At 70.5% G+C, this 26679-nt stretch carries 24 protein-coding genes and 3 tRNA genes; 18 read left to right on the top strand and 9 right to left on the bottom strand.

Translation table 11 applies throughout. The annotated features are described in order from the left end of the window. Positions 1-91: 91 nt before the first annotated feature. Both ACFYOB_RS11520 and ACFYOB_RS11515 read right to left on the bottom strand, forming a co-directional pair. Positions 92-607, bottom strand: coding sequence for an ATP-binding protein (locus ACFYOB_RS11520; protein ID WP_388557962.1), 516 nt, complete (start codon positions 605-607; stop codon positions 92-94). 171 nt (positions 608-778) lie between these two features. After that, on the bottom strand, positions 779-1579 hold the full coding sequence (locus ACFYOB_RS11515; protein WP_388557959.1) for a glycerophosphodiester phosphodiesterase: 801 nt from the start codon (positions 1577-1579) through the stop codon (positions 779-781). Positions 1580-1806: 227 nt separating this feature from the next. Here ACFYOB_RS11515 and ACFYOB_RS11510 point away from each other — a divergent pair, with 227 nt between their 5' ends. The 6 genes from ACFYOB_RS11510 (at position 1807) to ACFYOB_RS11485 (ending at position 7416) form a co-directional block, all read left to right on the top strand. After that, complete coding sequence (locus tag ACFYOB_RS11510) at positions 1807-3372, top strand: S1C family serine protease (protein ID WP_388557956.1); 1566 nt, start codon at positions 1807-1809, stop codon at positions 3370-3372. A 119-nt stretch (positions 3373-3491) separates the two neighbouring features. Beyond that, positions 3492-4397: a LysR substrate-binding domain-containing protein gene (locus tag ACFYOB_RS11505; protein ID WP_388557953.1), complete on the top strand. Its 906-nt coding sequence runs from the start codon at positions 3492-3494 to the stop codon at positions 4395-4397. A 79-nt stretch (positions 4398-4476) separates the two neighbouring features. Then, the gene (locus ACFYOB_RS11500; protein WP_388557951.1) at positions 4477-5025 is read left to right on the top strand and encodes a cysteine dioxygenase; all 549 of its coding nucleotides are present in this window, start codon (positions 4477-4479) and stop codon (positions 5023-5025) included. Continuing rightward, positions 5025-6071 carry a YeiH family protein gene (locus ACFYOB_RS11495; protein WP_388557948.1) on the top strand — a complete coding sequence of 349 codons (1047 nt, stop codon included), beginning with the start codon at positions 5025-5027 and terminating at the stop codon, positions 6069-6071. The genes ACFYOB_RS11500 and ACFYOB_RS11495 overlap by 1 nt, the downstream gene beginning before the upstream one ends. A 244-nt stretch (positions 6072-6315) precedes the next feature. After that, positions 6316-7278: a trypsin-like serine peptidase gene (locus ACFYOB_RS11490; protein ID WP_388557945.1), complete on the top strand. Its 963-nt coding sequence runs from the start codon at positions 6316-6318 to the stop codon at positions 7276-7278. A gap of 50 nt (positions 7279-7328) precedes the next feature. Further along, positions 7329-7416: transfer RNA gene (locus ACFYOB_RS11485), tRNA-Ser, on the top strand. Positions 7417-7622: 206 nt separating this feature from the next. On the opposite strand, the gene ACFYOB_RS11480 is transcribed toward ACFYOB_RS11485, so the two are convergent. Next, positions 7623-8246 (bottom strand): hypothetical protein, encoded by a 624-nt coding sequence (locus tag ACFYOB_RS11480; protein WP_388557942.1) that lies wholly within the window; start codon positions 8244-8246, stop codon positions 7623-7625. A gap of 386 nt (positions 8247-8632) precedes the next feature. Here ACFYOB_RS11480 and ACFYOB_RS11475 point away from each other — a divergent pair, with 386 nt between their 5' ends. From ACFYOB_RS11475 to ACFYOB_RS11440, 8 genes are all read left to right on the top strand, one after another. After that, complete coding sequence (locus tag ACFYOB_RS11475) at positions 8633-9070, top strand: DUF6344 domain-containing protein (protein ID WP_388557939.1); 438 nt, start codon at positions 8633-8635, stop codon at positions 9068-9070. Between the two features lie 654 nt (positions 9071-9724). Then, the gene (locus tag ACFYOB_RS11470; protein ID WP_388558678.1) at positions 9725-10903 is read left to right on the top strand and encodes an acyl-CoA dehydrogenase family protein; all 1179 of its coding nucleotides are present in this window, start codon (positions 9725-9727) and stop codon (positions 10901-10903) included. After that, positions 10900-11817 (top strand): bifunctional MaoC family dehydratase N-terminal/OB-fold nucleic acid binding domain-containing protein, encoded by a 918-nt coding sequence (locus ACFYOB_RS11465; RefSeq protein ID WP_388557936.1) that lies wholly within the window; start codon positions 10900-10902, stop codon positions 11815-11817. The genes ACFYOB_RS11470 and ACFYOB_RS11465 overlap by 4 nt, the downstream gene beginning before the upstream one ends. After that, positions 11817-12854, top strand: a complete 1038-nt coding sequence (locus ACFYOB_RS11460; RefSeq protein ID WP_388557934.1) for an acyl-CoA dehydrogenase family protein — start codon at positions 11817-11819, stop codon at positions 12852-12854. The genes ACFYOB_RS11465 and ACFYOB_RS11460 overlap by 1 nt, the downstream gene beginning before the upstream one ends. Before the next feature lie 15 nt (positions 12855-12869). Then, on the top strand, positions 12870-13253 hold the full coding sequence (locus ACFYOB_RS11455) for a MaoC family dehydratase (protein ID WP_388558675.1): 384 nt from the start codon (positions 12870-12872) through the stop codon (positions 13251-13253). Next, positions 13250-14416: a lipid-transfer protein gene (locus tag ACFYOB_RS11450; RefSeq protein WP_388557931.1), complete on the top strand. Its 1167-nt coding sequence runs from the start codon at positions 13250-13252 to the stop codon at positions 14414-14416. The genes ACFYOB_RS11455 and ACFYOB_RS11450 overlap by 4 nt, the downstream gene beginning before the upstream one ends. Before the next feature lie 135 nt (positions 14417-14551). Beyond that, complete coding sequence (locus ACFYOB_RS11445; RefSeq protein WP_388557928.1) at positions 14552-15085, top strand: SigE family RNA polymerase sigma factor; 534 nt, start codon at positions 14552-14554, stop codon at positions 15083-15085. Between the two features lie 153 nt (positions 15086-15238). Continuing rightward, on the top strand, positions 15239-16888 hold the full coding sequence (locus ACFYOB_RS11440; RefSeq protein ID WP_388557925.1) for a long-chain fatty acid--CoA ligase: 1650 nt from the start codon (positions 15239-15241) through the stop codon (positions 16886-16888). Here the strand turns inward: ACFYOB_RS11440 and ACFYOB_RS11435 are convergent. The 3 genes from ACFYOB_RS11435 to ACFYOB_RS11425 form a co-directional block, all read right to left on the bottom strand. Then, positions 16885-17460: an antibiotic biosynthesis monooxygenase gene (locus ACFYOB_RS11435; protein WP_328926505.1), complete on the bottom strand. Its 576-nt coding sequence runs from the start codon at positions 17458-17460 to the stop codon at positions 16885-16887. The two genes, ACFYOB_RS11440 and ACFYOB_RS11435, sit on opposite strands and share 4 nt — an antisense overlap. 13 nt (positions 17461-17473) lie before the next feature. Then, positions 17474-20791, bottom strand: a complete 3318-nt coding sequence (locus ACFYOB_RS11430; RefSeq protein WP_388557922.1) for a PAS domain-containing protein — start codon at positions 20789-20791, stop codon at positions 17474-17476. Between the two features lie 119 nt (positions 20792-20910). Continuing rightward, on the bottom strand, positions 20911-21336 hold the full coding sequence (locus tag ACFYOB_RS11425) for an SSI family serine proteinase inhibitor (protein WP_388557919.1): 426 nt from the start codon (positions 21334-21336) through the stop codon (positions 20911-20913). Between the two features lie 185 nt (positions 21337-21521). Between ACFYOB_RS11425 and ACFYOB_RS11420 the strand changes: the two genes are divergently transcribed. Further along, a tRNA-Ser gene (locus ACFYOB_RS11420) sits at positions 21522-21612 on the top strand. 236 nt (positions 21613-21848) lie between these two features. Next, positions 21849-21921: transfer RNA gene (locus ACFYOB_RS11415), tRNA-Arg, on the top strand. A gap of 79 nt (positions 21922-22000) precedes the next feature. On the opposite strand, the gene xerC is transcribed toward ACFYOB_RS11415, so the two are convergent. Then, positions 22001-23230 (bottom strand): tyrosine recombinase XerC, encoded by a 1230-nt coding sequence (gene xerC, locus ACFYOB_RS11410; RefSeq protein ID WP_388557916.1) that lies wholly within the window; start codon positions 23228-23230, stop codon positions 22001-22003. A 9-nt stretch (positions 23231-23239) separates the two neighbouring features. Here xerC and ACFYOB_RS11405 point away from each other — a divergent pair, with 9 nt between their 5' ends. Further along, positions 23240-23473 carry an HAD family hydrolase gene (locus ACFYOB_RS11405; RefSeq protein ID WP_388557913.1) on the top strand — a complete coding sequence of 78 codons (234 nt, stop codon included), beginning with the start codon at positions 23240-23242 and terminating at the stop codon, positions 23471-23473. Between the two features lie 517 nt (positions 23474-23990). Here the strand turns inward: ACFYOB_RS11405 and ACFYOB_RS11400 are convergent. Next, positions 23991-24206, bottom strand: coding sequence for a hypothetical protein (locus ACFYOB_RS11400; RefSeq protein WP_388557911.1), 216 nt, complete (start codon positions 24204-24206; stop codon positions 23991-23993). Between the two features lie 1110 nt (positions 24207-25316). On the opposite strand from ACFYOB_RS11400, the gene ACFYOB_RS11395 reads away from it, so the two are divergent. Continuing rightward, positions 25317-25682 carry a PH domain-containing protein gene (locus ACFYOB_RS11395; RefSeq protein ID WP_376677907.1) on the top strand — a complete coding sequence of 122 codons (366 nt, stop codon included), beginning with the start codon at positions 25317-25319 and terminating at the stop codon, positions 25680-25682. An 18-nt stretch (positions 25683-25700) separates the two neighbouring features. On the opposite strand, the gene ACFYOB_RS11390 is transcribed toward ACFYOB_RS11395, so the two are convergent. After that, the gene (locus ACFYOB_RS11390; RefSeq protein ID WP_388557907.1) at positions 25701-26612 is read right to left on the bottom strand and encodes an SMP-30/gluconolactonase/LRE family protein; all 912 of its coding nucleotides are present in this window, start codon (positions 26610-26612) and stop codon (positions 25701-25703) included. Positions 26613-26679: the final 67 nt, after the last annotated feature.

Genomic DNA, 26679 nt, shown 5'->3' with positions numbered 1-26679 from the left:
TCGGCGTGCGCTCCCGGACGGCCGCCCGTGCGGATGACCGGTACTACTGGGATGACCAGTGTGATGACCGCCGAGATCGTGGATCCCGGTTTCACGGATCCAGATCGTCGAAGGCCGTACTGAAGTCGATCGCCGGGGGCGCAACGCGCGTAGCGAAATCGTCGTGCCGGGGCCCACAGGCAACGATCACCCACACGGTGACCTCACCCGCCGCTCCGTCCCGGACACCCCAGTCCTGAGCCAGGGCGCTGATGATGTTCAGCCCCCGTCCACCGCGCGCGGTGACCGAGGGCGTGGAAGGAACAGGGCGAGTGGGCCCGCCCCCGTCCGTGACCTCGACCGTCAGTCGCCCCGCTGTGTCGACGCGCCACGCGGCGCGTATCTCCCCGTCCCCGACTTCCCGCGCGCCCAGTGGCCTGCCGTGTCGACAAGCGTTGCTGAGCAGTTCGGAAAGGATCAGTACGGCATCGTCCACGACCGATTCGGACAACCCGCCGATACGCAACTGCTCGCGCATCCGCTGTCGTGCCTCGCCCACGCCCGCAGGACCATGGCGTACATCCATGTACGACGACGTGGGCACTTCCTGTGCCACCACCAACGCCACCCCCGGAACCTCCTTAGCCCCACGCATGGTCTGGATGCCCCAATGGCCTGGACCGGAAACCGCCCAAGCGGAGCCCTCTGACGCATTCACCTCGGACGAATGCGGAACGGATGCGCCGGGGCACACCCTGTTACGAGTGAGGTTGGAGGGGGTGATGGGTAAAACGGGGCATCAGCGCCTGAGTTGGGACAGAACCTGGCGGGGTCTGTTCGTAATGATCGCTTCTACACCCAGATCAGCGCACAGCTGAACGTCTTCCGGCTCGTTCACCGTCCACACGTGTACGGAATGACCGGCGTCCTGGAGCTTGCGAATGAACCCGGGGTGGTTGCGCACGATGCGCATGCCGGGCCCGGCGATCTTCACCCCGGCGGGCAGTCGCCCGTCGCGCATCCGGGGCGAGACGAACTGCATCAGGTACACGGTCGGGATCGTCGGGGCGGCCGCCCGCACCCGGTGCAGGGAGCGTGCGGAGAAGCTCATCACCCGCACCGGGTGCGGACCCTCGGCGGGCGGGGCGTCCAGGCCGAAGCGCTTGAGGAGGAACAGGAGGCGCTCTTCCACCTGTCCGGCCCAGCGGGTCGGGTGCTTCGTCTCGATCGCGAGCTGCACCGGCCGTCCGGCGTCGGCGACCAGCTCAAGCAGGCGCTCCAGGGTGAGGACGGAGGTGCGCTCGGGGTCCGAGTCCCAGTCGGGGGACTCTTCGCGGTCTTTCCAGGAGCCGAAGTCGAGGGCGGCGAGATCGGCCAGCTCCAGGGCGGAGACCGCGCCGCGGCCGTTGGAGGTGCGGTTCACCCGGCGGTCGTGGACCAGGACCAGGTGGCCGTCGGCGGTGAGACGGACATCGCATTCGAGCGCGTCGGCACCGTCCTCGATGGCCCGGCGGTAGGCGGCCAGGGTGTGTTCGGGGGCATCCTCCGAGGCGCCGCGGTGGGCGACGACCTGGATGGGGCGCGGCGTTGCGTGGGTCACTGGGTCATGGTGCCACCGACAGGCCGCCCGGCGTCGGGACCGGGCACTGGGAATGCGTCTGAAATGTCGTATATAAAGAATGGGGAGAGATGCACAGGTCCGGCTTACAGTGCTCTGACGGGTCATGGGAAAGGCTTTGCCCAGGAACTTGTGCGGCACGTCGAACGTTCAGCCGGACCGATATCGCCAGAGATTTCTGAAGCCGTGTGTGACGAGGAGAGAGCGCTGTGAGCACCGAGAACGAGGGCACCGCGGCCCCGACACCCCCCGCGGCCCCGTCTGCACCCCCTGCTCAGGCCTCCGAGACGCAGGTTTCGGGCCCGGCGCCCGTGTCGGCTCCGCAGCCGGCGGACGCGCCCGTCGCCGCGGCTCCGGCCGTGCCCCACGGCGCCCCGCAACCGGGAGCCGCCGAGCCGGTGACCCAGCAGCTGCCGCCGACGCCCGCGCCCGGCGCCGAGCCGACCCAGCAGATCCCGCCCACTCCGGCGCCGACGCCTGCCCCCGTGGCCCCGGCCTACGGTCAGACGCCGGCGCAGCCGCCCGCCCCGGCCGCCCACGGAGCCGAGGGCTGGCCGCCCCCGCCGCCCGCGATGCCCGCGTACGGTGCGGGCGGCGGCCACGGCGGCGGCGCCTGGGGCGTGCCCCTGGGAGCGGACGGCACCCCGCCGGCCAAGCCGAGGGGCAAGGGCGGCCTGATCGCGGGTGTGCTCGTGGCGGCCCTCCTGGCGGGCGGCATCGGTGGCGGGGTCGGCTACTGGGCCGCGGACCGCAGCGAGAACGGCACAGGCTCGACCACGATCAGCGCGGGCAACACGCCGAAGGAGCTCAAGCGGGAGGCCGGCTCCATCGCGGGCCTGGCCGCTGGCGCGCTGCCCAGCGTGGTCACCATCGAGGCCTCGGCCGGCGACGGCGAGGGCGGCACCGGCACCGGGTTCGTCTACGACCAGCAGGGCCACATCCTCACCAACAACCACGTCGTGGCCTCCGCCGCGAACGGTGGCAAGCTCACCGCCACCTTCTCCGACGGCAAGAAGTACGACGCCGAGGTGATGGGCCGGGCCCAGGGCTACGACGTCGCCGTCCTCAAGCTGAAGAACCCGCCGCCCGGCCTCAAGCCGCTGCCGCTCGGTGACTCCGAGAAAGTCGCGGTCGGCGACGCTACCATCGCGATCGGCGCCCCGTTCGGCCTGTCCAACACGGTCACCACGGGCATCGTCAGCGCCAAGAACCGCCCGGTCGCCTCGGGTGACGGCTCCGGCGGCAAGAACTCGTACATGAGCGCGCTCCAGACGGACGCCTCGATCAACCCGGGCAACTCCGGCGGCCCGCTCCTCGACGGGCGCGGCGCGGTCATCGGCATCAACTCGGCGATCCAGTCGGCGGGCAACGGCGGCTTCGGCGGCGGCCAGGCCGGTTCGATCGGCCTCGGCTTCGCGATCCCGATCAACCAGGCCAAGAACGTCGCCGAGTCGCTGATCAAGACGGGCAAGCCGGTCTACCCGGTGATCTCGGTCTCCGTGGACCTCCAGGCCAAGGCCGAGGGCGCCAAGATCTCCGAGCAGGGCGCGCCCGCCAACGACCTGGTCGACCCGAACGGCCCGGCCGGCAAGGCGGGCCTCAAGCCCGGTGACATCATCACCGAGTTCGGCGGCAAGCCGGTCGACAGCGGCCCGAGCCTCATCAGCATGATCTGGACCTACAAGCCGGGCGACACGGTCAAGCTGACCTATCTGCGCAGCGGCAAGCCGACCACGGTCGACATCACCCTCGGCTCGCGGGTCGGGGACAAGTAGTCGGGACAACTGGTTGGGACAAGTGACGGCCATGCGGCCGGGATCACTGGCTTGATGCCGAGGGGCCGTGGGCGTAATACCGCCTACGGCCCCTCCCAACGTCCGCTTATGCTTCAAGGGTGTTCGATTCCCGGCACATCCGGACGTTCCACGCGGTTGTCGCCGCCGGGTCCTACTCGGCGGCCGCCCGAGTGCTGGGGTATACCCAGCCCGCCATCACGCAGCAGATGAAGGCGCTCGAACGCGCCGTGGGAACCCCACTGTTCACGCGCGTGGGCCGCAAGATGCAGCTCACCGAGGCCGGGGAGTCCCTCTCCCGGCACGCCGAGACGATCCTCGGCAGCCTCTCCGCCGCCGAGGCCCAACTGAAGGCGTACGCGCGCCTGCGCACGGGCCGGGTCCGGCTGTGCGGCTTTCCCAGCGCCAACGCCACCCTCGTCGCGGAAGCCCTGAGCGGTCTGGCCAAGGAACACCCCGGCGTACAGGTGGAACTGCGGGAGGGGGAGCCTCCGGAGTCGCTGCGCCGACTGGAGCACGGGGAGTGCGACATCACCCTGGCCTTCACCTATCCCGGGCTGCACGAGGAGGTCCCGGAGGAGGTGACCGAGGTCAGGCTGCTGGAGGACCAGCTGACGGTGCTGCTCCCGACCGGGCACCCGCTGGCCCGGCGCCGCGCCGTTCACCTCGCAGACCTCGCCGAGGAGCGTTGGATAGCGGGCTGCCCGCGCTGCCGGGCCAACCTGCTGCACGAGTGCGCGGAGCTGGGCTTCGTGCCGGACATCCGTTTCGCCACCGACGACAACCTCGTGGTGCAGAGCCTGGTCGCACAGGGGCTGGGCGTGGCGATGATGCCCGCACTGGTGCTGCCCTCGCTCTCCCTGAGCCGGGTCTGCGGGCGGGCGCTCCAGCCCGCCGCGCGCCGGCACATCGCCGCCTACGTCTACCGGGACCACCTGCGCATCCCGGCGACCGCCGTGGTGCTCGACGCACTGAAGCGGGTGGCGGCGAACCGGGTCGGCTGCTGACCAATCCATAAGCGGTGCTTGGGATTTCGGGTCAAAACTGTCGTTGGACGTGATGGACCGGCGGCAGCACGCTGCAGATATGACCACCACCACGCCGGCCCGTACGACCGCGAGGCTGGCCGCCCTCGTCAGTGAGATCCGCAGGGTCGTGGACCGAGGTCTGGCTCCGGACCTGACCGCGTACCTGGTGGGCGAACGCCTCGCCCCGCACCTGGGTGCCCCCGACCTGCTGACCCCGTCCCAGCAGGAAGGCGACCCGGAGCGGTACCGGCAGCACATCCTGCACGCCGAGTCCGACGGCAGTTTTTCCGTGGTGGCACTGGTCTGGCTGCCGGGCCAGGAGACCTGCATCCACGACCACGTGTCGTGGTGCGTGGCCGGGGTGCACCAGGGCGAGGAGAGCGAACGCCGCTACCGGCTCTCACCCGGAGCCGGCGCCGCCCGGCTGGTGGTCACCGAGGACGTCGTCAACGGCCAGGGGGAGGTCTGCGGATTCGCTCCGCCCGGTGACATCCACAAGGTGCGCAACTCCTGTCGCACGAAGGCGATATCCCTGCACGTGTACGGAGCCGACGTTTCCCGGCTGGGGACCAGCATCCGTCGCGTCTACACGCTTCCCGTCGACTGATGGCCCTCCTCCACCGCCCCCAGGGTGTGGCGGCCCCGCGTGTTTCACGTGAAACATCCACTCCCTGGCCGGGGTTGGCGGTAGCCGCGGGCGGAGCGCTGGCTGCTTGGGGCATCCACCGGGCGGTGCCGGCCGTGCCCATGCTGACCGCGTCGGTGGTACTCGGCATCGCCACGGCGCATCTTCCCGGCCTGCGGACCTTCGTACGCGGCAGTGCCCGTCCCGGCCTGTCCCTGGCGGGCCGGCGGCTGATGCGGATCGGTATCGTCCTGCTGGGCCTCGGCCTGGGGCTGGACCAGGTCCTCCGGCTCGGCTGGGTGACGGTGGTCATGGTGGCCGGGGTGGTCGCGGCCACCTTCTTCGGGACCCTCTGGCTGGGCCGCCGCCTCGGACTCCCGGGCGACCAGCCGTTGTTGATCGCCACCGGGTACTCGATCTGCGGGGCCTCGGCGATCGGCGCCGTGAGCGAGGTGTCCGGCAGCGACGAGGAGGACGTGGCCGCCTCGGTGGCGCTGGTGACCCTGTGCGGGACCCTCGCCATCGCTGTACTCCCGCTTCTGCAGGGGCCCTTGGGGCTCTCCGACCCTGCCTTCGGGCGGTGGGTCGGCGCCAGCGTCCACGACGTCGGCCAGGTGGTGGCCACCGCGCAGTCGGCCGGCCCCGGCGCGCTCGGCGAGGCAGTGCTGGTCAAACTGATGCGGGTGGCCCTGCTCGCCCCGCTGGTCGCGGCCGTGGCCTTCGCCGTACGGGCCCGGCGTCGCGGGGTGCGCACGCCCTCGGGCCGCCGTCCGGCCCCGGTGCCGCTCTTCGTGGCCGGGTTCCTGGCCGCGGCGGCTCTGCGAGCCACGGGAGCACTGCCGGACGTGGCACTGGAGTGGGCTCACACGGCGCAGGAGGCCCTGCTCGCGGCGGCCCTGTTCGGCCTGGGGAGCGCGGTGCACCTGCCGACGCTGGCCCGGACCGGCGGGCGGGCCGCGGCGCTCGGGCTCGGGGCCTGGGTAGTGGTCGCGGGGGTCTCGTACGTGGGCGTGATGCTCACCGTATGACGCCGGGATGGAAGGGAGTTGGCCAATTCGTGGCCGGAACCGACCGAACGTTCTGACTGCCCGCTGACAATGACGCGCGGCCGTGCCACTCTGCCCGGCAAGTCGCACGGCGCGCACAGCACACGGCACGACGCACACAGCGCAGCGCACATGGCACAGCCGATCCGCACCGACCGTTCTTCACCCCCACCCTGCCCTGGTCCGACCGACAGGACCGGACCGGGCACGGCAGAAGGAGTCATGCGTGAATCGTCATCGCACCGCCGCATCCGTCCTCTTATCGGCAGGCGCCCTGATCGCGGGCGTCCTGACAGCGGCCACTCCCTCGATCGCGGCGGACGCTCCCGCGTCCTTCCGGCAGCAGCACATCCAGGGTTTCTGGACAGCCGAGCGCATGAGGAGCGCCACCCCGCTCGACGTCACGGCGGCCCCCGGCGTGGCCCGGACGCCGGTCGCCACCTCGGCCGCGCCCACGAGCGTCCCCCCTACGGCGCCTTCATCGCCCTCGGCGGCGTCACCCGCGTCCTTCCCGCAGGCGGGCGGCGCCTGGACGGGTTCCGGCGCGGTCGTGAAGACCTCGGGCCGGGTCTTCTTCAGCATGGGGGACCGGACCGCCTCCTGTTCCGGTGACTCGATCACCAGCGCCAACGGCAGCACGGTCATCACGGCCGGCCACTGCGTGAAGTACCAGGGCGCCTGGCACACCAACTGGGTCTTCGTACCCGCCTACAACAACGGCAGCGCGCCCTACGGCCAGTGGTCGGCCACCAAGACCTTCGCCACCGACCAGTGGGCGGCCAGCGAGGACATGAACATGGACGTGGGCCTCGCCGTCGTCGCCCCGCTGAACGGGCAGACCCTCAGCCAGGCCGTCGGAGCCCAGGGCATCCTCTTCAACGGTGGATACAGCAAGAAGATGTACTCCTTCGGCTTCCCCGCGGCGGCCCCGTACGACGGCACCAAGCTCGTCTACTGCAGCGGCAACAGCGGCAAGGACTTCCTGCTGACCAAGGACCACAGCCTGGCCTGCAACATGACCGGTGGCTCCAGTGGCGGCCCCTGGTTCCAGGACTTCAACGAGGCCACCGGCCTCGGCACCCAGGTCTCGGTGAACAGCTTCGGCTACAACTTCCTGCCGAACCGGATGTACGGCCCGTACTTCGGCAACGAGGCGAAGGCGGCCTACGACAAGGCTCAGACCGCCTGACCCGTACCCTCCCCCGCCATCCCCGCCTGGCCGGTACTCTGTACCGGCCAGGTGGGTTGCCCGAGCGGCCTAAGGGAACGGTCTTGAAAACCGTCGTGGCGCGAGTCACCGTGGGTTCAAATCCCACACCCACCGCCAGGCAGGGCCAAGGCCCAGCTCAGAAGGGGTGCCACCAACCGGGCACGGTTGGTGAATGCCTTCTCCTCAGCCCCACCGGATCTATCCGGTGGGGCTGAGTGCTGTGAGGTATGAGGTGCCGGTGAGCCATGCGGCGGTACCGGGAGTTGCGCAGGCTCCACGAGCAGCATTGATTCCCACTCGACTTCGCGCCGTGACGGGGGGAGTCAGCCGTCGAACCAGACGACCAGGCGTACGCCCTCGTCGCCGTGCAGGCTTGCCAGAGTGCGCATCACAGACCAGACGGCGCCCCAGTCGCTGTCGGGCACGGCATCCTTCCGCCGGAGGCGGCCGATGCGGAAGAGACGATTGCCGTCGGGCCACTCGGTGCCCTCGGGGTAAGTGCGGCCCGCGCGGTAGAGAGCGTGGGGGTCAGCGCAGCCGGCGAGTTCGGCAAAGCGGTCGAGGCTGGTGTTCCGGCCGTGCAGCTCCCAGGCCCCGTCCGGGCCGCGGCGGTACTCGTGAACGCAGTCGTCCACCTCGTTCGCGACCTCGTCCCAGTCCGTAGCCGCCAGCTCCGCCCAGGCGATCCAGGATGTGCCGGTCGCGTCCGAGCGCCAGGACTCGAAGTCGGCAAGGGTCTCCGGCGACACGTCAGAGGGCAGGCCACGGTAGTCGGCGAGCGGGTGGAAGGACGTGGTGCCGCGCACGCCGAACAGGCAACCGAAGGCGGCGTAGGAGCGCCTGTTGTAGAGGTGGGCGAGGTCGATCGCCCCGTGCCAGTTGCGGTCGTCCTCGTCCAGCCAGCGATCCCAGCGGCACTCGATGAACCCGTGGATGTCTGTCCCCATGTCCGGAAGTGTTCTCCGTCGGGGTAAGGCGTGCGACGAGATTTCCCGCTTGCCGGCCTGCCCCGAGCGTGCTTGGCGGAACGCCGACGCGGGGCTGGTCCCCCAGAGGCCGCCCGGGTCCCGGCGATCAGCGTCGGCCGAGGGTTTTCTTGCAGGTCAGCGAGGTGAGCGCGCTGCAGCCACAGCCTCACAGGACGGCAGCGGCGCAGGCCGCATGGGGGTATCCCCATCTGCGGGCATCCCTTCTCCATCGGCGGTCCTTGGGCCTTCCGGGTGGTGTTTGTCGGAAGATCGGCGCGCGTCGAGGGGGCGGTGCGGTTGCGGCCACATCATGACGAATGTATTCAGATCCGCCCGTCGGAACATCCTGAAACGAGGCACCCGTCATGGCTCACCGCAGCATCCTCCTGTCGATCTGGACCTCCGTCCTCGCCGCGCTCGTGGCGGTCCTCTCCTCCCTCGGTCTCGCCGGTAAGGCCGCTCCGGCCGCCGCACCCGCCGCGGCTCCCGTCGGCCCGGCCGCCGTGGTGCCTCGCCCGGCCTTCACGGCCCGGCGGACCTGGCGGGCGCTGATGCGGGGAGGTTCGCTCCCGCCGACCATCAAGCAGCGGATCCGCGCCGAGGCGCACGGCAAGTCCCCGTCCGTTCGCCGGTCCACCACCGCCGCGGCCATGGGCGCCGGGACGGGAAGCACGGACCAGGCCCTGCCCCTTGTCGGATCTACGGTCGGACCCCAGGTCGCCGCCATGACCGGAGCCACGACCCGAGTCCCCGCCGCAGCCTCCGCCGGAGCCGCCCGGGACGGGCTCGCGCTCGCCGCTTAGGCCCGTACCGCAGTCGCAGGGCCCGGTGTCGTCGGCGTACGCGCCGCGACCGGACAGGAACACGTACGCGAGCAGGACCAGAGTGGGAAAAGGCGCTGGAGCCCGGTCATGCGTGACCGCGGATCGCGCCGCGTGCCCCCAGAGCGGGGCGCGGATGAATTGCCCCGGCGGGCGCCGGAGCGCGCAGGGGGCGCGAAGCTTGGCATTGCAGGGTCGCAGGCCCGGGAGACGGTGGGGTTCCCGGACGGCGCGGCCCTTTTGTGGCATGTCCGGGTCACGGCAATCCCGCGAAACGGTTCACCGGTGGGATTGAGGTTTATCCCATTCTGGGCGTTCTTGCGAGGGAGTCGATCGATTCAGGGTGGCTCGCCGCGAATTCGGTGGGTACCTCTGATCTCGCGACGTCGTCACCACACGGAAGGGCCGAGAATGCGAGCGTCGCGGACAACTTGCACCCCTGGTGGTGGCGGCCTGAGCTGCTCCGACTGTTGAGGGCGCCTGTGCGACCGTACCGGCTGGGGTCCGGTAGCGCAGGCGCCCTCGCGCATGCCCGGCCCGATCCGCGTCGTCCTCCGTCACCCGACCTTGACACCACGGGTGAATCTGACGGACAGTCAGGTTCGACCGATGATGCGATGCCGGGAGGCCAGCGCCGTGCACCTCGCCCCGACCGAAGGTCAGTTGCGGCTGCGCGCCGAACTGCGGGAGTACTTCCAGGAACTCATGCCGGACGGTCTCCCCGAGGGCCCGGCCCGCCAGCGCGAACTGCTGCGCCGCATCGGCGCCGACGGCCTGCTCGGCCTCGGCTGGCCCGTCGAGTTCGGCGGCCAAGGCCGCGGCCCCGACGAGCAGTTCGTATTCTTCGACGAGGCCTACCGGGCCGGCGCCCCCGTCTCCATGGTCACGCTCAACACCGTTGGTCCGACCTTGATGAAGTACGGGACCCAGGAGCAGAAGGACTACTTCCTGCCCCGGATCCTCAAGGGCGACATCACCTTCGCCATCGGCTACTCCGAGCCCGAGGCCGGCACCGACCTCGCCTCGCTGCGCACCCGCGCCGTCCAACAGCGCGGCGAAGGCGGAGACAGCGGCGAGGGCGGCGACTGGCTGATCGACGGGCAGAAGATCTTCACCTCCAACGCCCAGAACGCGGACTGGATCTGGCTCGCCTGCCGCACCGACCCGCAGGCCCCCAAGCACAAGGGCATCTCGATCATCCTGGTGCCCACCGACGCCGCCGGTTTCTCCTGGACCCCGATCGACACCGTCGGAGGGCTCACCACCACGGCGACGTACTACGACTCCGTCCGAGTCCCCGCCGGCAACCTCGTCGGCCCCGAGCACGGCGGCTGGGGCCTGATCACCAACCAGCTCAACCACGAGCGCGTGGCCCTCGCCGCCATAGGCATGCAGGCCGAGGACTTCTACGAAGCCGCCCTCGCCCACGCCCGCACCTGCGACCCGGTCACCGGCGACCGCCCGGCGGACCTGCCCTGGGTGCGGTCCCGGCTCGCGGAGGCCCACGCCAGGTTGGCCGCCGTACGCCTCCTGAACTGGCGCCTCGTCCAGGACGTGGGCGCCGGCACCCTGGCCCCCGGAGACGCCAGCGGCGTCAAGTTCCTCGGCACCGAATCCACCGTCGAGGTGTACCGGATGTGCCAGGAGGTGGTGGGCGAGGAGGCCCTGATCCGGGGGCCCGCGGCCTTCGCGGACGGAGAGCTGGAGCGGATGAACCGGGCCGCGCAGATCAACACCTTCGGCGGCGGGGTCAGCGAGGTCCAGCGGGAGATCGTCGCCATGATGCGGCTCGGCATGAAGGGGAGGAAGCGATGACGGCGGACAGGGGCGAGGAAGCGGCCCGTTTCCACGAGCTGCTCAAGTCCTTCGAGGGGCAGCCCGCCGCGACCGCCGGCCGGGGCAAGGACGCGGTCAACGAACCGATGATCCGCCACTGGTGCGAGGCGATGGGCGATGCGAACCCCGCCTACACCGGTCCGGACGCCATCGCCCCGCCCACCATGCTCCAGGCCTGGACCATGGGCGGCCTCTCAGGCCACACCGACCGGTCGTCCGCCTGCGACGAGCTGTTCGCGCTCCTCGACGGCGCGGGCTGTACCTCCGTCGTCGCGACCGACTGCGAGCAGGAGTACCTGCGCCCGCTGCGGCCCGGCGACGCCGTCACCTTCGACGCCGTCATCGAGTCCGTCTCCCCGAGCAAGACGACCAAACTGGGCACCGGCCACTTCGTGACCACCCGCACGGACATCCGCGTGGACGGCGAGCTCGCCGGCACCCACCGCTTCCGGATCCTCAAGTACGCGCCCGCGGCCCGACGGGACAAGCCCACCGCCCGGCGGCCCCGTCCAGTGATCAACCGCGACAACCAGGGCTTCTGGGACGGGGTCCGGGAGCACAGGCTGCTGATCCAGCGCTGCACCTCCTGCGCCACCCTCCGCTTCCCGTGGCTGCCCGGCTGCAATGCTTGCGCCTCCCCCGACTGGGACACGGTCGAGGCGTCGGGCGTCGGCACGGTGTTCAGCTACGTCGTCATGCACCACCCGCCTTTCCCGGCCTTCGACCCTCCATACGCGGTCGCGCTCGTCGAGCTCGCGGAGGGCGTCCGGATGATCAGCAACATCACCGGCGTCCCCTACGACAAGGTGCGCATAGGCCTGCCCGTCCAGCTGGAGTTCCTGCGCGTCGACGACGACCTCGAACTCCCCGTCTTCCGTGGGAACGAGGGCTGATGGACTTCCACCCCACCGAGGAGCAGGCCGCCGCGGCCGGCCTCGCCGCCCAGATCTTCGGCGACCTCGCCACCCACGAGCGCCTGGCCGCCGCGGGCACCGGCAGCGACGCCGAGCTGTGGAAGGCCCTCGCCACCTCCGGACTGATCGCCGCCGTCCAGGACATCGGCCTGCTCGGCCTGGTCCTGCTGCTGGAAGAACAGGGCCGCACCACCGCACAGGTCCCCTACGCCGCCACCTGCGCGTACGGCATGCTCCCCCTCGCCGCGCACGGCAGCGACGAGCAGCGCGCCCGACTGCTGCCCGCACTCGGTACCGGCGAGGCGGTGGCCACCGGGGTCTTCCCGGCCCGCGGCAGGATCACCGCCGAGCACGGCCGGCTCACCGGCTTCGCCCCCGCCGTGCCCTGGCTGCGCGAGGCCACACACGTACTGGTCCCGGACGCGGACCACGCGCTGTGGCTCGTACGGACGGACGCGCCGGGCGTACGGACCTCCCCGGTGGAGACCACCGCCCCCTGGTCGGCGGGCCGGCTGACGCTGACCGGAGCCGAGGCCGAACGCGTCGGGACCGGCAGCGCCCACCGGGACGCTTACGAGGACACGCTCGCCGCCGCGCGCACCGCCTTCGCCGGACTCCAGGCGGGCGTCTGCGCGGGCTCGCTCGCCCGGGCCGTGGAGTACACGTCCACCCGCGAGCAGTTCGGCCGGCCGCTCTCCACCAACCAGGGGGTCATGCTGCGCGCGGCCGACGCGTACATGGACACCGAGGCGATCCGGGTGACCGCGTACGAGGCCGCCTGGCGCATCGACCAGGGACTCGCGGCGCGAGAACACGCGTTGACGGCGGCATGGTGGGCCTCGGAGGCGGGCAAGCGGGTCGTGCACGCGGGCCAGCACCTGCACGGCGGCATGGGAGCCGATCTGGACCACCCCGTGCACCGGCACTTCCTGTGGGGGCGCCAGCTGGACGCGTATCTGGGCTGCGGCAGCGAGCTGCTGGCCGAACTGGGCGCCGTACTGGCGCAGGAGGGTTGAGTCATGGTCGGCGCGCTGAGAGTCGGCGAGGAGCTCCCGCCGCTGGAGATACCGGTCACCCGCACCCTGATCGTCGCGGGCGCGATCGCCTCCCGCGACTACCAGGACGTGCACCACGACGCGTCACTCGCCCGGGAGAAGGGCTCCCCCGACATCTTCATGAACATCCTCACCACGAACGGCCTGGTCGGCCGGTACGTCACGGACCACCTCGGGCCGCATGCCGTCCTGCGCAAGGTGGCCATCCGCCTCGGCGCCCCCAACTACCCGGGCGACACGATGACCCTGACCGGCACCGTCACCGCGGTGGCTGGCAACACCGTCGAGATCCGGGTCGTCGGCGCGAACGGGATCGGCCACCACGTCACGGGGACGGTCACCGCGGAGGTGCCGGCATGAGCGTCCGCACCCGAGACGAGCTCGGTGGCCGCGCCGCCATCGTCGGCATCGGAGCGACTGAGTTCTCCAAGGATTCCGGCCGCAGCGAGCTCAAGCTCGCCGTCGAGGCCGTGCACGCCGCTCTCGACGACGCCGGGCTCACCCCCGCCGACGTCGACGGCATGGTCACCTTCACGATGGACACCAGCCCCGAGATCACCGTCGCCCAGGCGGCGGGCATCGGGGACCTGTCCTTCTTCTCCCGCATCCATTACGGCGGTGGCGCGGCCTGCGCCACCGTCCAGCAGGCCGCCCTCGCCGTCGCCACCGGGGTCGCGGAGGTCGTAGTCTGCTACCGCGCCTTCAACGAGCGCTCCGGGCGCCGTTTCGGCTCCGGAGTCCAGCAGCGGGAGCCCTCGGCGGAGGGCGCGGCGCTCGGCTGGTCACTGCCCTCGGGGCTGCTGACACCCGCCTCCTGGGTAGCCATGACCGCCCAGCGCTACCTGCACACGTACAACCTCACCCCCGAGGCGTTCGGACACGTCGCGGTCACCGACCGCCGTCACGCCGCGAACAACCCGGCCGCGTACTTCCACGGCAAGCCCATCACCCTCGCCGACCATGCCGCCTCTCGCTGGATCGCGGAACCGCTGCGGCTGCTGGATTGCTGCCAGGAGACCGACGGCGGTCAGGCCCTCGTCGTCACCACGGCCGAGCGAGCACGCGACCTGAGGCACGCGCCCGCCGTGATCACCGCTGCCGCGCAGGGTGCAGGCCGACGCCAGGAGGGCATGACCTCCTTCTACCGGGACGACCTCACCGGGCTGCCGGAGATGGACGTGGTCGCGCGCCAGTTGTGGCGAACCAGCGGGCTGCGGCCCTCGGACATCGACGTCGGCATCCTCTACGACCACTTCACCCCCTTCGTGCTCATGCAGCTGGAGGAGTTCGGCTTTTGCGGGCCCGGCGAGGCCGCCGATTTCGTGGCCGCGGACGCACTGCCGCTCAACACCCACGGCGGCCAGCTCGGGGAGGCCTACCTGCACGGCATGAACGGCATCGCGGAAGCCGTCCGCCAGCTGCGCGGAACCTCCGTCAACCAGGCCGCGGGGGCCGAGCACGTACTTGTCACAGCCGGCACCGGGGTACCGACGTCCGGGCTGATCCTCGGCGCCGACGGCTGAGATCCGCAAGCTGCCGGGTTCCGCCTCCTCCACCTTCAGGAGGTGGAGCCCGTCCCGGCCCTACAACCTGAGGTGGACCCCCCTTCGGCACTTGCGGCCGATCCCAGGAGGAGCGTGCGCTCCTAGCGTGGAGCCATGACCACGCCTGTGTGCACGCTCGCCTCGAACCCGACGCCGTACCCGTCGTTCTCGGCGTACGTCAGGACCCGCGGCACGGTCCTCATGCGCACCGCGCGCTCCCTCACAGCCAACCCGTGCGACGCCGAGGACCTGCTCCAGACGGCCCTCGCGAAGACGTACTTGGCCTGGGACCGCATCGAGGACCACCGTGCCCTCGACGGCTATGTCCGGCGGGCCCTGGTCAACACCCGCACCTCCCAGTGGCGCAAGCGCAAGGTCGACGAGTTCGCCTGCGACGAGCTCCCGGAGACCGAGGAGTACCCCGCAGCCGACCCCGCGGAGGCGCAGGCGCTGCGCGACGCGATGTGGCGCGCGGTGACCCGGCTGCCCGACCGGCAGCGGGCCATGGTCGTCCTGCGGTACTACGAGGACCTCAGCGAGGCGCAGACCGCCGAACTGCTGGGGGTCTCGATCGGCACGGTCAAGAGCGCCGTGTCCCGCGCGCTGGTCAAGCTTCGCGAGGACCCGGAGCTCACTCCTGTCAGGTGAGCCGGGAGATGTTTCACGTGAAACGAGGGGATGTTTCACGTGAAACACCACGCAGGTTTCTACCCCCGGGTAGTGACATGCCGACCGGTACGTGCGCAGAATCGGCAGCATCCGTAGCCGCCGCAGCGCCGCAGCGCTCACCGGGAGGACGCTTTGCTGAGCACCATGCAGGACGTACCGCTCCTCGTCACCCGCATACTCCGACACGGGATGACAATCCACGGGAAGTCCCAGGTCACGACCTGGACCGGGGAGGCCGAGCCGCACCGCCGCAGCTTCGCCGAGATCGGTACCCGCGCCACCCGCCTCGCGAACGCCTTGCGCGACGAGCTCGGTGTCCAACAGGACGACCGGGTCGCCACGCTCATGTGGAACAACGCGGAGCACGTCGAGGCGTACTTCGCGATCCCCTCCATGGGCGCGGTCCTGCACACGCTGAACCTGAGGCTCCCTCCCGAGCAGCTGGTCTTCATCGTGAATCACGCCGCCGACCGGGTAGTCCTGGTCAACGGGACGCTCCTGCCCCTGCTGGCGCCGCTGCTGCCGCACCTGCCGACCATCGAGCACGTCGTGGTCTCCGGCATCGGCGACCGCTCCGCGCTCGACGGCCTGGACGTGCGCGTGCACGAGTACGAGGAGCTCCTCGCGGGCCGTTCCGACAGCTACGACTGGCCCGAGCTGGACGAGCGCCAGGCCGCCGCCATGTGCTACACCTCCGGCACCACCGGGGACCCCAAGGGCGTCGTCTACTCCCACCGCTCGATCTACCTGCACTCCATGCAGGTCAACATGGCCGAGTCGATGGGACTGACCGACAGGGACACCTCCCTCGTCGTGGTCCCGCAGTTCCACGTGAACGCCTGGGGGCTGCCGCACGCCACCTTCATGACCGGCATCAACATGCTGATGCCGGACCGCTTCCTGCAGCCCGGCCCGCTCGCGGAGATGATCGAGCGGGAGAAGCCCACGCACGCCGCGGCCGTTCCCACCATCTGGCAGGGGTTGCTGGCCGAGGTCACCGCCAACCCGCGTGACCTGAGCTCGATGAAGCACGTCACCATCGGAGGATCGGCCTGCCCGCCCTCCCTGATGGAGGCCTACGACAAGCTCGGCGTCCGCGTCTGTCACGCCTGGGGCATGACCGAGACCTCCCCGCTGGGCACGATGGCGCACCCGCCGGCCGGTCTGAGCGCCGAGGAGGAGTGGCCCTACCGGCTCACCCAGGGCCGCTTCCCGGCCGGCGTCGAGGCCCGCCTGGTCGGCCCCGGCGGCGACCACCTGCCCTGGGACGGCGAGTCGGCGGGCGAGCTGGAGGTACGTGGAAACTGGATCGCGGGCGCCTACTACGGCGGCGCGTCAGGCGAACCCTTCCGCCCCGAGGACAAGTTCAGCGCGGACGGCTGGCTCAAGACCGGGGACGTCGGCGTCATCAGCCCCGACGGCTACCTCACCCTCACCGACCGAGCCAAGGACGTCATCAAGTCGGGCGGCGAGTGGATCTCCAGCGTGGAGCTGGAGAACGCGCTGATGGCGCACCCCGAGGTCGCCGAGGCTGCGGTCGTCGCCGTCCCCGACGACAAATGGGGCGAGCGCCCGCTGGCCACCGTGGTCCTCAAGGAGGGCGCGGCCGTGGACTATGCGGGACTGCGCGTGTTCCTCGGCCAGTCGATAGCCAAGTGGCAGCTGCCGGAGCGCTGGACGGTCCTCAAGGAGGTGCCGAAGACCAGCGTCGGCAAGTTCGACAAGAAGGTGATCCGCAAGCAGTACGCGGACGGCGCGCTGGACGTCACGAAGCTCGACTAGCCGCGCGTGAGCCATGGCCGCAGCAGCTTGCTGACGGTGGGCATGGCCACGTAGGTCATCAGGGTGCTGAAGACGACGGCGAAGGCCGCCGTCCGCACCACGAAGTGCAGATCCACCAGGTACGGCCCGAGCACCGCGTTGCCGATCAGCGAGATCGGGAAGATGGCCAGCCCAGAGCTGATCGCCATCTTCCACCGTGGCGGCGCGGGCCGGGTCGTACCCGGCTTGGCGAACCACGTCTCCATGCCATGCAGTTCCCGGCGGGCTATCTCCGTGTGGTGGTGGCCGAGGCAGTTGGAGAACCACTGGGCCCGCTCCGCGGAGTCCTGCCAGCGCTGGAACGCCGCCTGGTTGCGGAAGCGGTGGACCAGGAACCACGGCCCGCCCTCGACCGCCGGGCGGAAGAGCCCGTATCCGAGGTGGTCCGGGAAGCTCGCCGCCGTCTCCAGGATCCCGTGGGCCCAGGCCTCGAACGTCTCCTCGTGCCCCGGCTCCACCTGTCGCGCGATCAGCAGGTTCACCTCCCCGTTGTCGGCGGGGACGGTCTGCTCGGTGGTGTTGATGGTGGCCATCGGGCCAGGATCGCTAGTTGGTGCCGATCTTGGCCAGCAGGTCCACGATGCGGCCCTGTACGTCCGCCGTCGTGGCCCGCTCGGCGAGGAAGAGCACGCTCTCGCCCGAGGCCAGCTTCGGCAGTTCGGACGAGTCGATGCCGGCCGTCGTGTAGACGACCAGCGGGGTGCGGTTCAGCTGCCCGTTGGCGCGCAGCCAGTCCACGATCCCGGCCCGTCGGCGGCGCACCTGCATCAGGTCCATGACGACCAGGTTGGGCCGCATCCGCGTCGCGAGTTCCACGGCGTCGGTGTCGGCGCCCGCCCGGGCGACCTGGAGGCCACGCCGCTCCAGCGCGGCGGTCAGGGCGGTCGCGATCTCGTCGTGCTCCTCGATCAGCAGCACCCGCGAGGGGTGCTGCTCGCTGTCGCGCGGAGCGAGCGCCTTCAGCAGGACGGCCGGATCCGCGCCGTACGCCGCTTCGCGCGTGGCGTGACCGAGGCCGGCCGTGACCAGCACGGGCACCTCTGCGGCCACGGCGGCCTGGCGCAGGGACTGCAGGGCCGTCCGGGTGATCGGCCCGGTCAGCGGGTCCACGAACAGCGCGGCGGGGAACGCGGCGATCTGCGCGTCCACCTCCTCGCGGGAGTGCACGATCACCGGCCGGTATCCACGGTCGCTCAGGGCCTGCTGCGTCTGTACGTCGGGCGCGGGCCACACCAGCAGCCGCCGCGGGTTGTCCAGCGGCTCCGGCGGGAGCTCGTCGTCGACCGGCCGTGGCACGGGACGGTTGACGACCTCGACTGCGCCACCGGGGCCGTCGAGCGGTTCGGGACCCTCGTCGGCGCCCGCCTCGGGGGCCTCTATCGCGAAGGCCCGGCCCTGGGGGGCGGGCTCGGAGAGCCGGCGTCGGCGGCCGGAGCCGGATCCGGTGGGGTCCACGGAGATGCCCTGGCCGAGCGTGCCGAGGGCGCGCACGCTGATCGGCTGAGCGGCCTGGCCCTCCGCCGGGGTGTCCTGCGGCTGCCTGGCCCCGGGCACCGGGACCGGGCCGGAGGCCTCGTCTGCGTCGGGAGCGGTCCGGGCCGCCGGAACCGGCCATGCCGGGGTGGCGGGCAGCGCACGACGTCGCCCGGTGGGATGTACGGGGTCACCTTCGGCCGCGGCCGACTGCGCGGCGGGAGCTTCGGCCTCGGCGACCGGCGCGCTCAGGACCCGGCGGCCACGCCGCCCGCCGGGGGCGTCGGCTTCGGACTCGGCGGGAGCGGAGGCCGAACCGGCCATCGCGGGGGCCTGAGGAGCGGAGGGGACCGAGGGCGCCGGGGTCGGGCCGGCGGGCAGCGCGAAGCCGCCTTCGGGAGCGATGGGCCGCGCGGGAGCCTGGGTGGGAGCGGGCGCAGGCCCGAGCCCGGTCGCCGGTACGGGACCGCCGGTCTGCGCGGGCCCGGCCGGACCCAGCGCCCGCCGGCGCCCCGCGGGATGCTCCGTCACCGGAACCGGAGGGACCGCGGCTACGGGCGGGAGCGCGGGCATGGCGGTGCCCTGCGGGGGCACGGGCTGCCCGGTGCCGACCGCACCGCCTTCGCCGCTGCCGTCACCGTCGCGGCCACGGCGTCGCCCGGTCCCGAGCCCCGCCGGGTTCACCGGGGACTGCGCGAGGTCCGGACCAGTCTCACCTTCGCCACCGGCCTCGCCCGCCCGCCGTCGCCCTGACGGCAGGGCCAGCGCGCCGCCGCCCTCGGCGGCCTTCCGGGCGCCGGGCGCACCGGAACCGGCCTCGTCCTCCAGGAAGGCGTCCACCCCGCGCCGGGCTCGCCGTCCACCGGATACCCGGCCCGCGGCGCCCATATCGGCCGTCTCGGCCGGGGGCTCCTCCGCCGGCTCGGGCAGGGTGACCGTCCCCGCGCCCGCGCCCAGCGGCAGCTCCAGTACGTACGCGCCGCCGGGCGCGCCGGGGACCTCCACCGTCTGCAGCACGCCTCCGTGCGCGGCCACGATGCCCCGGACGATGGGCTCGTGGACCGGGTCGCCGCCCTCGTACGGTCCGCGCACCTCGATCCGTACGACATCGCCGCGCTGGGCGGCAGCCACCACGATCGTCGAGTCGCTGTACCCGCTGCCCTGGCGGGTCTTGCCCGTGGCGTCCACCCCGGCCACATCCGCGATCAGGTGCGCGAGCGCGGTCGCGATCCGGCCCGAGTCCACCTCGGCCTCGATCGTCGGCGCGTGGACGGCGAACTGCGCGCGGCCCGGGCCGATCAGCTCGATCGCGCCGTCGACTCCGGCCGTGACCACGCCGTTGATCAGAGCCTTCTTCTTCGTGAGCCGGTCGGTGCCGGCGTCCAGGCGCTGGAAGCCGAGCACGTTGTCCACGAGGGTGGTCATCCGGGAGTAGCCGGCGGCCAGATGGTGCAGCAGCTGGTTGGCCTCGGGCCACAGCTGGCCCGCGTCGTCGGCGGCCAGCGTGGCCAGCTCCCCGCGCAGCTCGTCCAGCGGGCCGCGCAGCGAGTCGCCGAGGACGGCCAGCAACTGCGCGTGGCGCGCGGCGAGGGCGTCGTAGGGCCGCCGGTCGGTGAAGGTCATGACGGCGCCGACGAGCTGCTCCCCGTCCCGTACGGGCGAGGTGGTCAGGTCGACGGCGACCGGCTGGCCGGCCTTGTTCCACAGCACCTGCCCGCGGACGCGGTGCTTGCGCCCGCTGCGCAGGGTGTCGGCGAGCGGGGACTCCTCGAAGGGGAACGGCGAGCCGTCGGCGCGCGAGTGCAGGACCAGGCCGTGCAGTTCGCGGTTGCCCAGGTCGGTGGCGCGGTACCCGAGGATCTGGGCGGCGGCCGGATTGACCAGCACCACCCGTCCGTCCGTGTCGGTCCCGACGACGCCCTCCGCGGCGGCCCGCAGGATCATCTCGGTCTGCCGCTGGGAGCGGGCCAGCTCGGCCTCGGTGTCCACTGTCTGCGAGAGGTCCCGTACGACGAGCATCAGCAGCTCGTCACCGGTGTAGGGCTGAGGCTCGCGGTAGGCGTCGCGGCCGTCGAGATGGGCGCTGGTGACCTCGACGGGGAACTCGCTGCCGTCGGTGCGGCGCGCGGTCATCCGTTTGGGCTTGGCCCGGCCGCCGTCGTCCTCGCCGGGCCGGCGCATGGAGCCGGGGATCAGCTTGGAGTCGAATTCGGGCAGAAGATCGAGCACGCCGCGGCCGACGAGCCCGGTGCCGGGACTCTCCATGACCTCGAGAGCGATCGAATTGGCGTTGACGACAGTGCCGTTGGCGTTGACGAGCAACAGCGCGTCGGGAAGAGCGTCGAGTATTGCTGCGAGGCGAGCAGCGCCTCGGGATGGCCTGCTGCTCACGACGAGCTTCCTCCCTGACCACAACTACCGGCATGTCACGGGAGGAGTCTAAGGCCACAGTGCCCCGCCGGGGTGGCCGATGTGAGGTGGATACCGCCCGTTCCGCGCATCCTCCCAGGTCAGGAACGCCCGGGTGGAAGCAGAGGTTCCATCTCGTCCCAACGGCTGATTTCGCAACCGTTCGTCCGGCGGAAGGTCGTGTCCACCCGCTGCCCGTGCCAGGTCCCGGTGATCCGGGCGGTGGCGGGGCCCCCGTACTGCAGCGAGCAGATCTGCCGCTGGGAGACGGGTGCGAACGGGTCCTTCCCCTCCTTGGCGAGCTGCTCCAGCCGGTCGCAGGACTGCTCCTTCCAGGGGTGGTCGCCGCCCACGGGGTCGCATTCGAGCCGGAACTCGCGGTCCAGCCGAGGGGTGCCGGTGTCGGTCATGGCGATGGTGAGGCGATCGGGTGCCGCCAGCAGCCGGCCGAGGGGCAGTGGGGGCAGTGGCCCCGCGGCGGCGGTGGCGAGGGCAGAAGTGACGGCGAAGGCCGCGAGACGCAGCATGGGGCACTCCAGGTCGTCCGTACGTCGTACGCCTGACCAACGACGCGGGCCCGCCGACGTTGCGTACCGGAGGGCTTTAAGGCTTTGCCCTCCGGCCGTCCCTCCTAGTACCGTGGGAGCGGATTGGTGAGGGGCCCTGCGCCTGTGTCATCATCTGCACGCACCTTCGTACGCGGGGGTGTGCTGGAGGCGTCGCCTAGTCCGGTCTATGGCGCCGCACTGCTAATGCGGTTTGGGCTTTACGGTCCATCGAGGGTTCAAATCCCTCCGCCTCCGCACCTCATCGAAGCCCCGGTCCTGACGGACCGGGGCTTCGATGCGTTCCGGGGCTCCAATGCGTTCCGGGGTAATCCGGTCCGCTCCGACCTCTGTGCGAACCCATCCGGACGATCTCCATCCGGCTCGTTTCCGCAGGTCAGCAGTGGTTTGGGTAATGGATTTCGCGTCCCGGCGAGGTCCATGTATTGTTGTTCTCGCAAGGCCAACGGGGCGCAAAACCCCGGGAAGCTCAAGCACTCGTAGCTTAACGGATAGAGCATCTGACTACGGATCAGAAGGTTGCAGGTTCGAATCCTGCCGAGTGCACAGCAGGCCAGAGGCCCCGGACGGAAGTCCGGGGCCTCTGCCGTTTCTGGCCGTACAGCAGCGAAGTACAGCAACCGCCTCAGCCGCTGCCGCCGCCCATGGCTTCGGACAGCTTGCCGATTGCTTCCCGCACCTCTTCCTCGCTCGCCTCGGCGTAGACCTCCATCGTCATGGCGATCTGCGAGTGCCTGAGGATTCGCTGGGCCACCTTCGGGTGGACCTTGAGGGCGACCAGGAGCGAGCTGCACGTGTGCCGGGTGTTCCGGAGCGGGATGACCCGTAGACCGGCCCGCCGAGCCCGCAGCGCGAACATCCGCGTCAGATTCCCCGGCTCGATCGGCGTTCCGTACCTCGTCGTGAAGACCAGGCCGTGACTGTCCTGCCACAGCTCCCCAGCAGCCTTCCGGTCTCCGTTCTGCTGGGCCCGCCGCATCCGCAGGGCCTTGAGGCAGAGGGAGGGCAGCGGTAGGTAGTCGTCGGAGTCCTCGGTCTTGGTCTCCCGGTGCAGGATCTGCCGCCCGGCCCGCTGGATCTGGTGATCCACGTACAGCTCCCCGGCATCGAAGTCGATCGACTTCCAGGTCAGCCCCAGCACCTCACCGCGCCGGAGCCCGAGGCACAGCACGAGCATCCACGCGGCGAAGAGGTGATCCTCCCGGACGAACCCGTCTGCCAGGAAGCGGCCCGCCTCGACCACGGACCACGGCTTGATGCGCTTGCGGCGCGGCTTGGGCACCTTCACGAGAGAGGCGACGTTCTTGCTGATCTCCTCCTCGGTGACGGCGTGGGACAGGGCCGCCCGCAGTGCGTCACGCGAGCCTTGGATCACCCGCCGGGACGGGTAGGACTCGCAGCAGTCACCCGCGGCGCAGCACCGGCGGCTTGCGGGGGCCCGCCTTGCATCCTTGCCCTGAGCGCAGCACTGGCAGATGGCTGCCAGCTTGGTCAGCCACTCGCGGACGTCGCGGACGGTCAGCTTGTCCAGCCGCTTCGTGCCGATGTGCGGGGCGATGTAGAGGCGGACGCACCCCTCGTACGAGACGTAGGAGAGCGGGGCCAGGTTGGGCTTCACGATCGACTCCAGCCAGTAGGCGAGGAAGGCGGAGACGGTCCGGTGCCGGGTGGCGACGGGCTCCTTCTTCGCCTCAGCGTGGAGGTGGAGCCACTTCTCGTGGACCTCCTCGCGGGTCTTGCCGTAGGCGTACTTCCGGGCGCGCTTGCCGTCAGGCTTGGTGACCCAGACGTAGGCGGCGTAGCCGTTCTTGTAGGGGTAGATGGAGCCTTCGCCGTTACCCCGCTTGCCGCTCATGCCGCCCTGATGAAGCCGAACCCGTACCCGCTCATCACGGCGGCCGAGCAGGCGCACATGGACGTCACGCACTGCACGCTGATCGGTGACTCGCTCACGGACATCCAGGCCGCTCGGGCAGCCGGCACGACGGTCATCCGCTACGCCAACAAGCCCCACAAGGCCGCGCTGTTCGCTGACGCGGGAGCCAACGCCGTTACGGATGACATGCAGGCCATCGCCGAGGCCCTCATCGCGTCGTAGCCGGAGGAGCAGCACGGACCTGTTACAGGTTTCTCTACCTCATCAAGCACCCGGCTGCGCTCCGCTCCGCCGGGCGGGCTTCCCGGCTCCGCTCCGCGCGACGCTCCTGCCTTCGGCCCGCTCCGCGCGCGCTGCGCCGACGCCCGCCCCTGCAAGACGGGATAGGCCCAAGGGCATGAGTCGAGCCCTACGGGCCGGCGGCTCCATCGCTCATCGACATGCCTCCGGCGGGGGCGCTCCGACTCCGGGATGGCGGGGGCGCCGTTGGCGAGTGCCGGCCCGTGGGTGGCTGGGGGCGGGGAACTCCCATCCCGTCTGCCATCGGCCCAGGACAAGCCGAGCGGACACGGCACCGGGCGTCCGGGTCGTTCGTACAGTGGCGCGCTCCACCTGGACGCCCGGCACCGTGTCCGCTCCACATGCGTGTGGGCCGACGGCAGACGGGACGGGAGTTGGGGAGGGCGGTGGGTAGAGCAGGAAGCCACAGGTGCGGCCAGAAGCCAGCGGGCCTTCCGCCTCAGGAATAGAAGCCCACCCAGTACCCTTCGGGCGCCATGGTGAAGGCTTCCGGCCGTTCACGCTGTAGCACTTCATACCGGGCGTAGAACGCGAGGAAGGCATCTTGTAGCGAGCAGCCGAGGTGCTCTCGCATGGCCTTGATGCCGGGCAGGATACGACCTGCAAGGATCTCCCCGTCGGCGATGGTTACGGGGGCCGAGGCGTTCTCATCCATGTTGGCAAGATCGCACAGAGCAGTAACAGGGCGCAGCTGAGATTCTGGGTAGCGGGTTCGTCGGGCCGTTCCTGGGCCGTGGGAGGGTGGCCAAGGGCGGCCGAGGGTGACAGCCACTGACCGCCGACCGCAGGTCAGGGCAGGAGTGCCCGGTAGAGCCCCAGGCCGGAGCAACAACCGGGGCAAGAAGTACGTGCCAACCTGACACTGATCATCAGCCGCGCAGTCGGCCTAGAACGCGGCGCCTAAGCCCGGTACGTTGATCCCATGACTGACAACCGAAAGGGCAATGCCGCGTAGGCGCCCCTCTGACGTGCGGGCCAGCATCCCCATACGGAACCGCGACCACCGACGCCTCTATCCGGCGATCGACCGCCTGTCCGGAGCCTGCACAACCGACATCCGCCAGCTGGATCAGAGTCGCTACTGGTTTGAGGCCACAGCCGGAGCCTTTTGGCACTGGGCTGCCCTGGCCCATGGCCCGCTAAGGCGGCTGGCCAGTCCGCGCACCGAAACCCGATGCGACATCCGCGAATGCGGCTGCGATCCCTCTCTCTACCGCGACCACCTCGAAGAGGTCCTGCACGCCCTTCCTACGAAGTCAGCCCGCGAGCTGCGACGACGCGTATGGGCTCTCGACGCAAAGATCCTGGCCCGCGCCAAGGTCATCCCCGCCGACTGTCCTGACGCCAGATGGTGGCCAGGCCTGCTCTAGCCCCCGGTTGGTCGGTGATCACGGACTGCCGACGCGACTGGTGATGCCCGCGCTGTACAGCGGCGACGTACCGCAACCGCAGCAACCGCGCCTGACTGGCAACGACTCGGCGGGGCCTTGAAGGTGCCGGTATGACCGTCGCTGACCGATCCATTCTTAGGTACGGATCCGAAGGTTGCAGGTTCGAATCCTGCCGAGTGCACAGCAGGACGAAGGTCCCCAGGAGAGATCCTGGGGGCCTTCGTCGTATGCCTGACGCGCCCGGTCTCCTCCTTCTTGGGGAGGGGGTACCCCGGGAGTAGTCGGGGGTGAGATGGCTCTGGCGGGGGACGCGGGTTACGTCCGGCCCTCGGTACGGTTTTGAAGATCGTTCGAACCGGAAAACGGGGGCTCTCATGGGACTGTTCGGAAACGCGCACAGCGTCGACCCGGCATCGGCGCAGCGGGACTACGCGCGACTGCTGGGGCACGGCGAGCAGGTGCACGCCGCGTATCTGCTGATCCGGGACACGATCTTGTTCACCGATCGCAGGCTGGTGCTCGTCGACAAGCAGGGGCTCACGGGGAAGAAGGTGGAGTACCACTCCGTCCCGTACCGGAGCATCACGCACTTCTCCGTGGAGACCGCCGGCCACTTCGATCTCGACGCCGAGCTCAAGATCTGGATATCCGGGAGCTCGGCGCCGATTGAGAAGACCTTCACCAAGGGTGTCGACATCTACGAGGTGCAGGCGATCCTGACGCAGTTCGTCGCCCGGTAGCTGGGCGCCCCCGGATCCTCAGAGGACCCGGGGGAGACCGGTCACGGACATCACCAGGGAGTAGAGGGAGGTGGTGGCGGTGATGAAGAGGCGGTTGTTCTTGGGGCCGCCGAAGGCGATGTTCGAGACGGGTTCGGGGACGCGCAGGCGGCCGATCAGGGTGCCGTCCGCGGCGTAGCACTGGACGCCGTTCTCCATCGCGGCCGCCCACAGCCGGCCCTCGTCGTCGAAGCGGATGTTGTCGACCCTGGGGCACGAGGTGAAAACCCGGTCGCCCGTGAGGGTGCCGTCGTCGGTGACCTTAAAGGCCCTGATGTGGCCCGCGCGGGTGTCCGCCGCGAAGAGCTCGCTCTCGTCGGGGGAGAAGACCAGCCCGTTGGGGCCGAGGAAGCCGTCGGCGACCATGCGGACCTCACCGGTTGCCGGGTCGGCCCGGTAGAGGTTGCAGGCGCCGATCTCGCTGGGCGCGCGGTGGCCCTCGTAATCGCTGGTGATGCCGAAGTCCGGGTCGGAGAACCAGATCGAGCCGTCCGAGCGGACCACTGCGTCATTGGGGCTGTTGAGCCGCTTTCCCTCGAAGCGGTCGGCGATGACGGTGATGCTGCCGTCGGGTTCGGTGCGGGTGACGCGACGGCCGCCCTGCTCACAGGTGATCAGGCGGCCTTCGCGGTCCAGGGTGTTGCCGTTGGAGTGTCCGGCCGGGGAGCGGAAGACGGAGACCGCGCCGGTCGTCTCGTCCCAGCGAAGCATCCGGTCGTTGGGGATGTCGCTCCACACCAGTTGCCGCCAGGCCGGCAGGTACAGCGGGCCTTCCGCCCAGCGGCAGTCGTCGTAAAGCCGGTCCAGGCGCGCGTCGCCGTTGGCGCAGCGGCCGGTCTTGAAGCGTTCGTCCAGGATCTCGTACAAGGTGAGGTCGGCTATGGCAGACATGATTCCCCCTGAGAGAGTATTGCCGAATTTTGTTCGGTTCGATGGTGAGATTGCAGGATCAGGTACC

It is taken from the genome of Streptomyces sp. NPDC006463, assembly GCF_042870715.1.
GTDB lineage: Bacteria > Actinomycetota > Actinomycetes > Streptomycetales > Streptomycetaceae > Streptomyces.
This window is presented reverse-complemented; position numbering and strand designations above follow the sequence as displayed.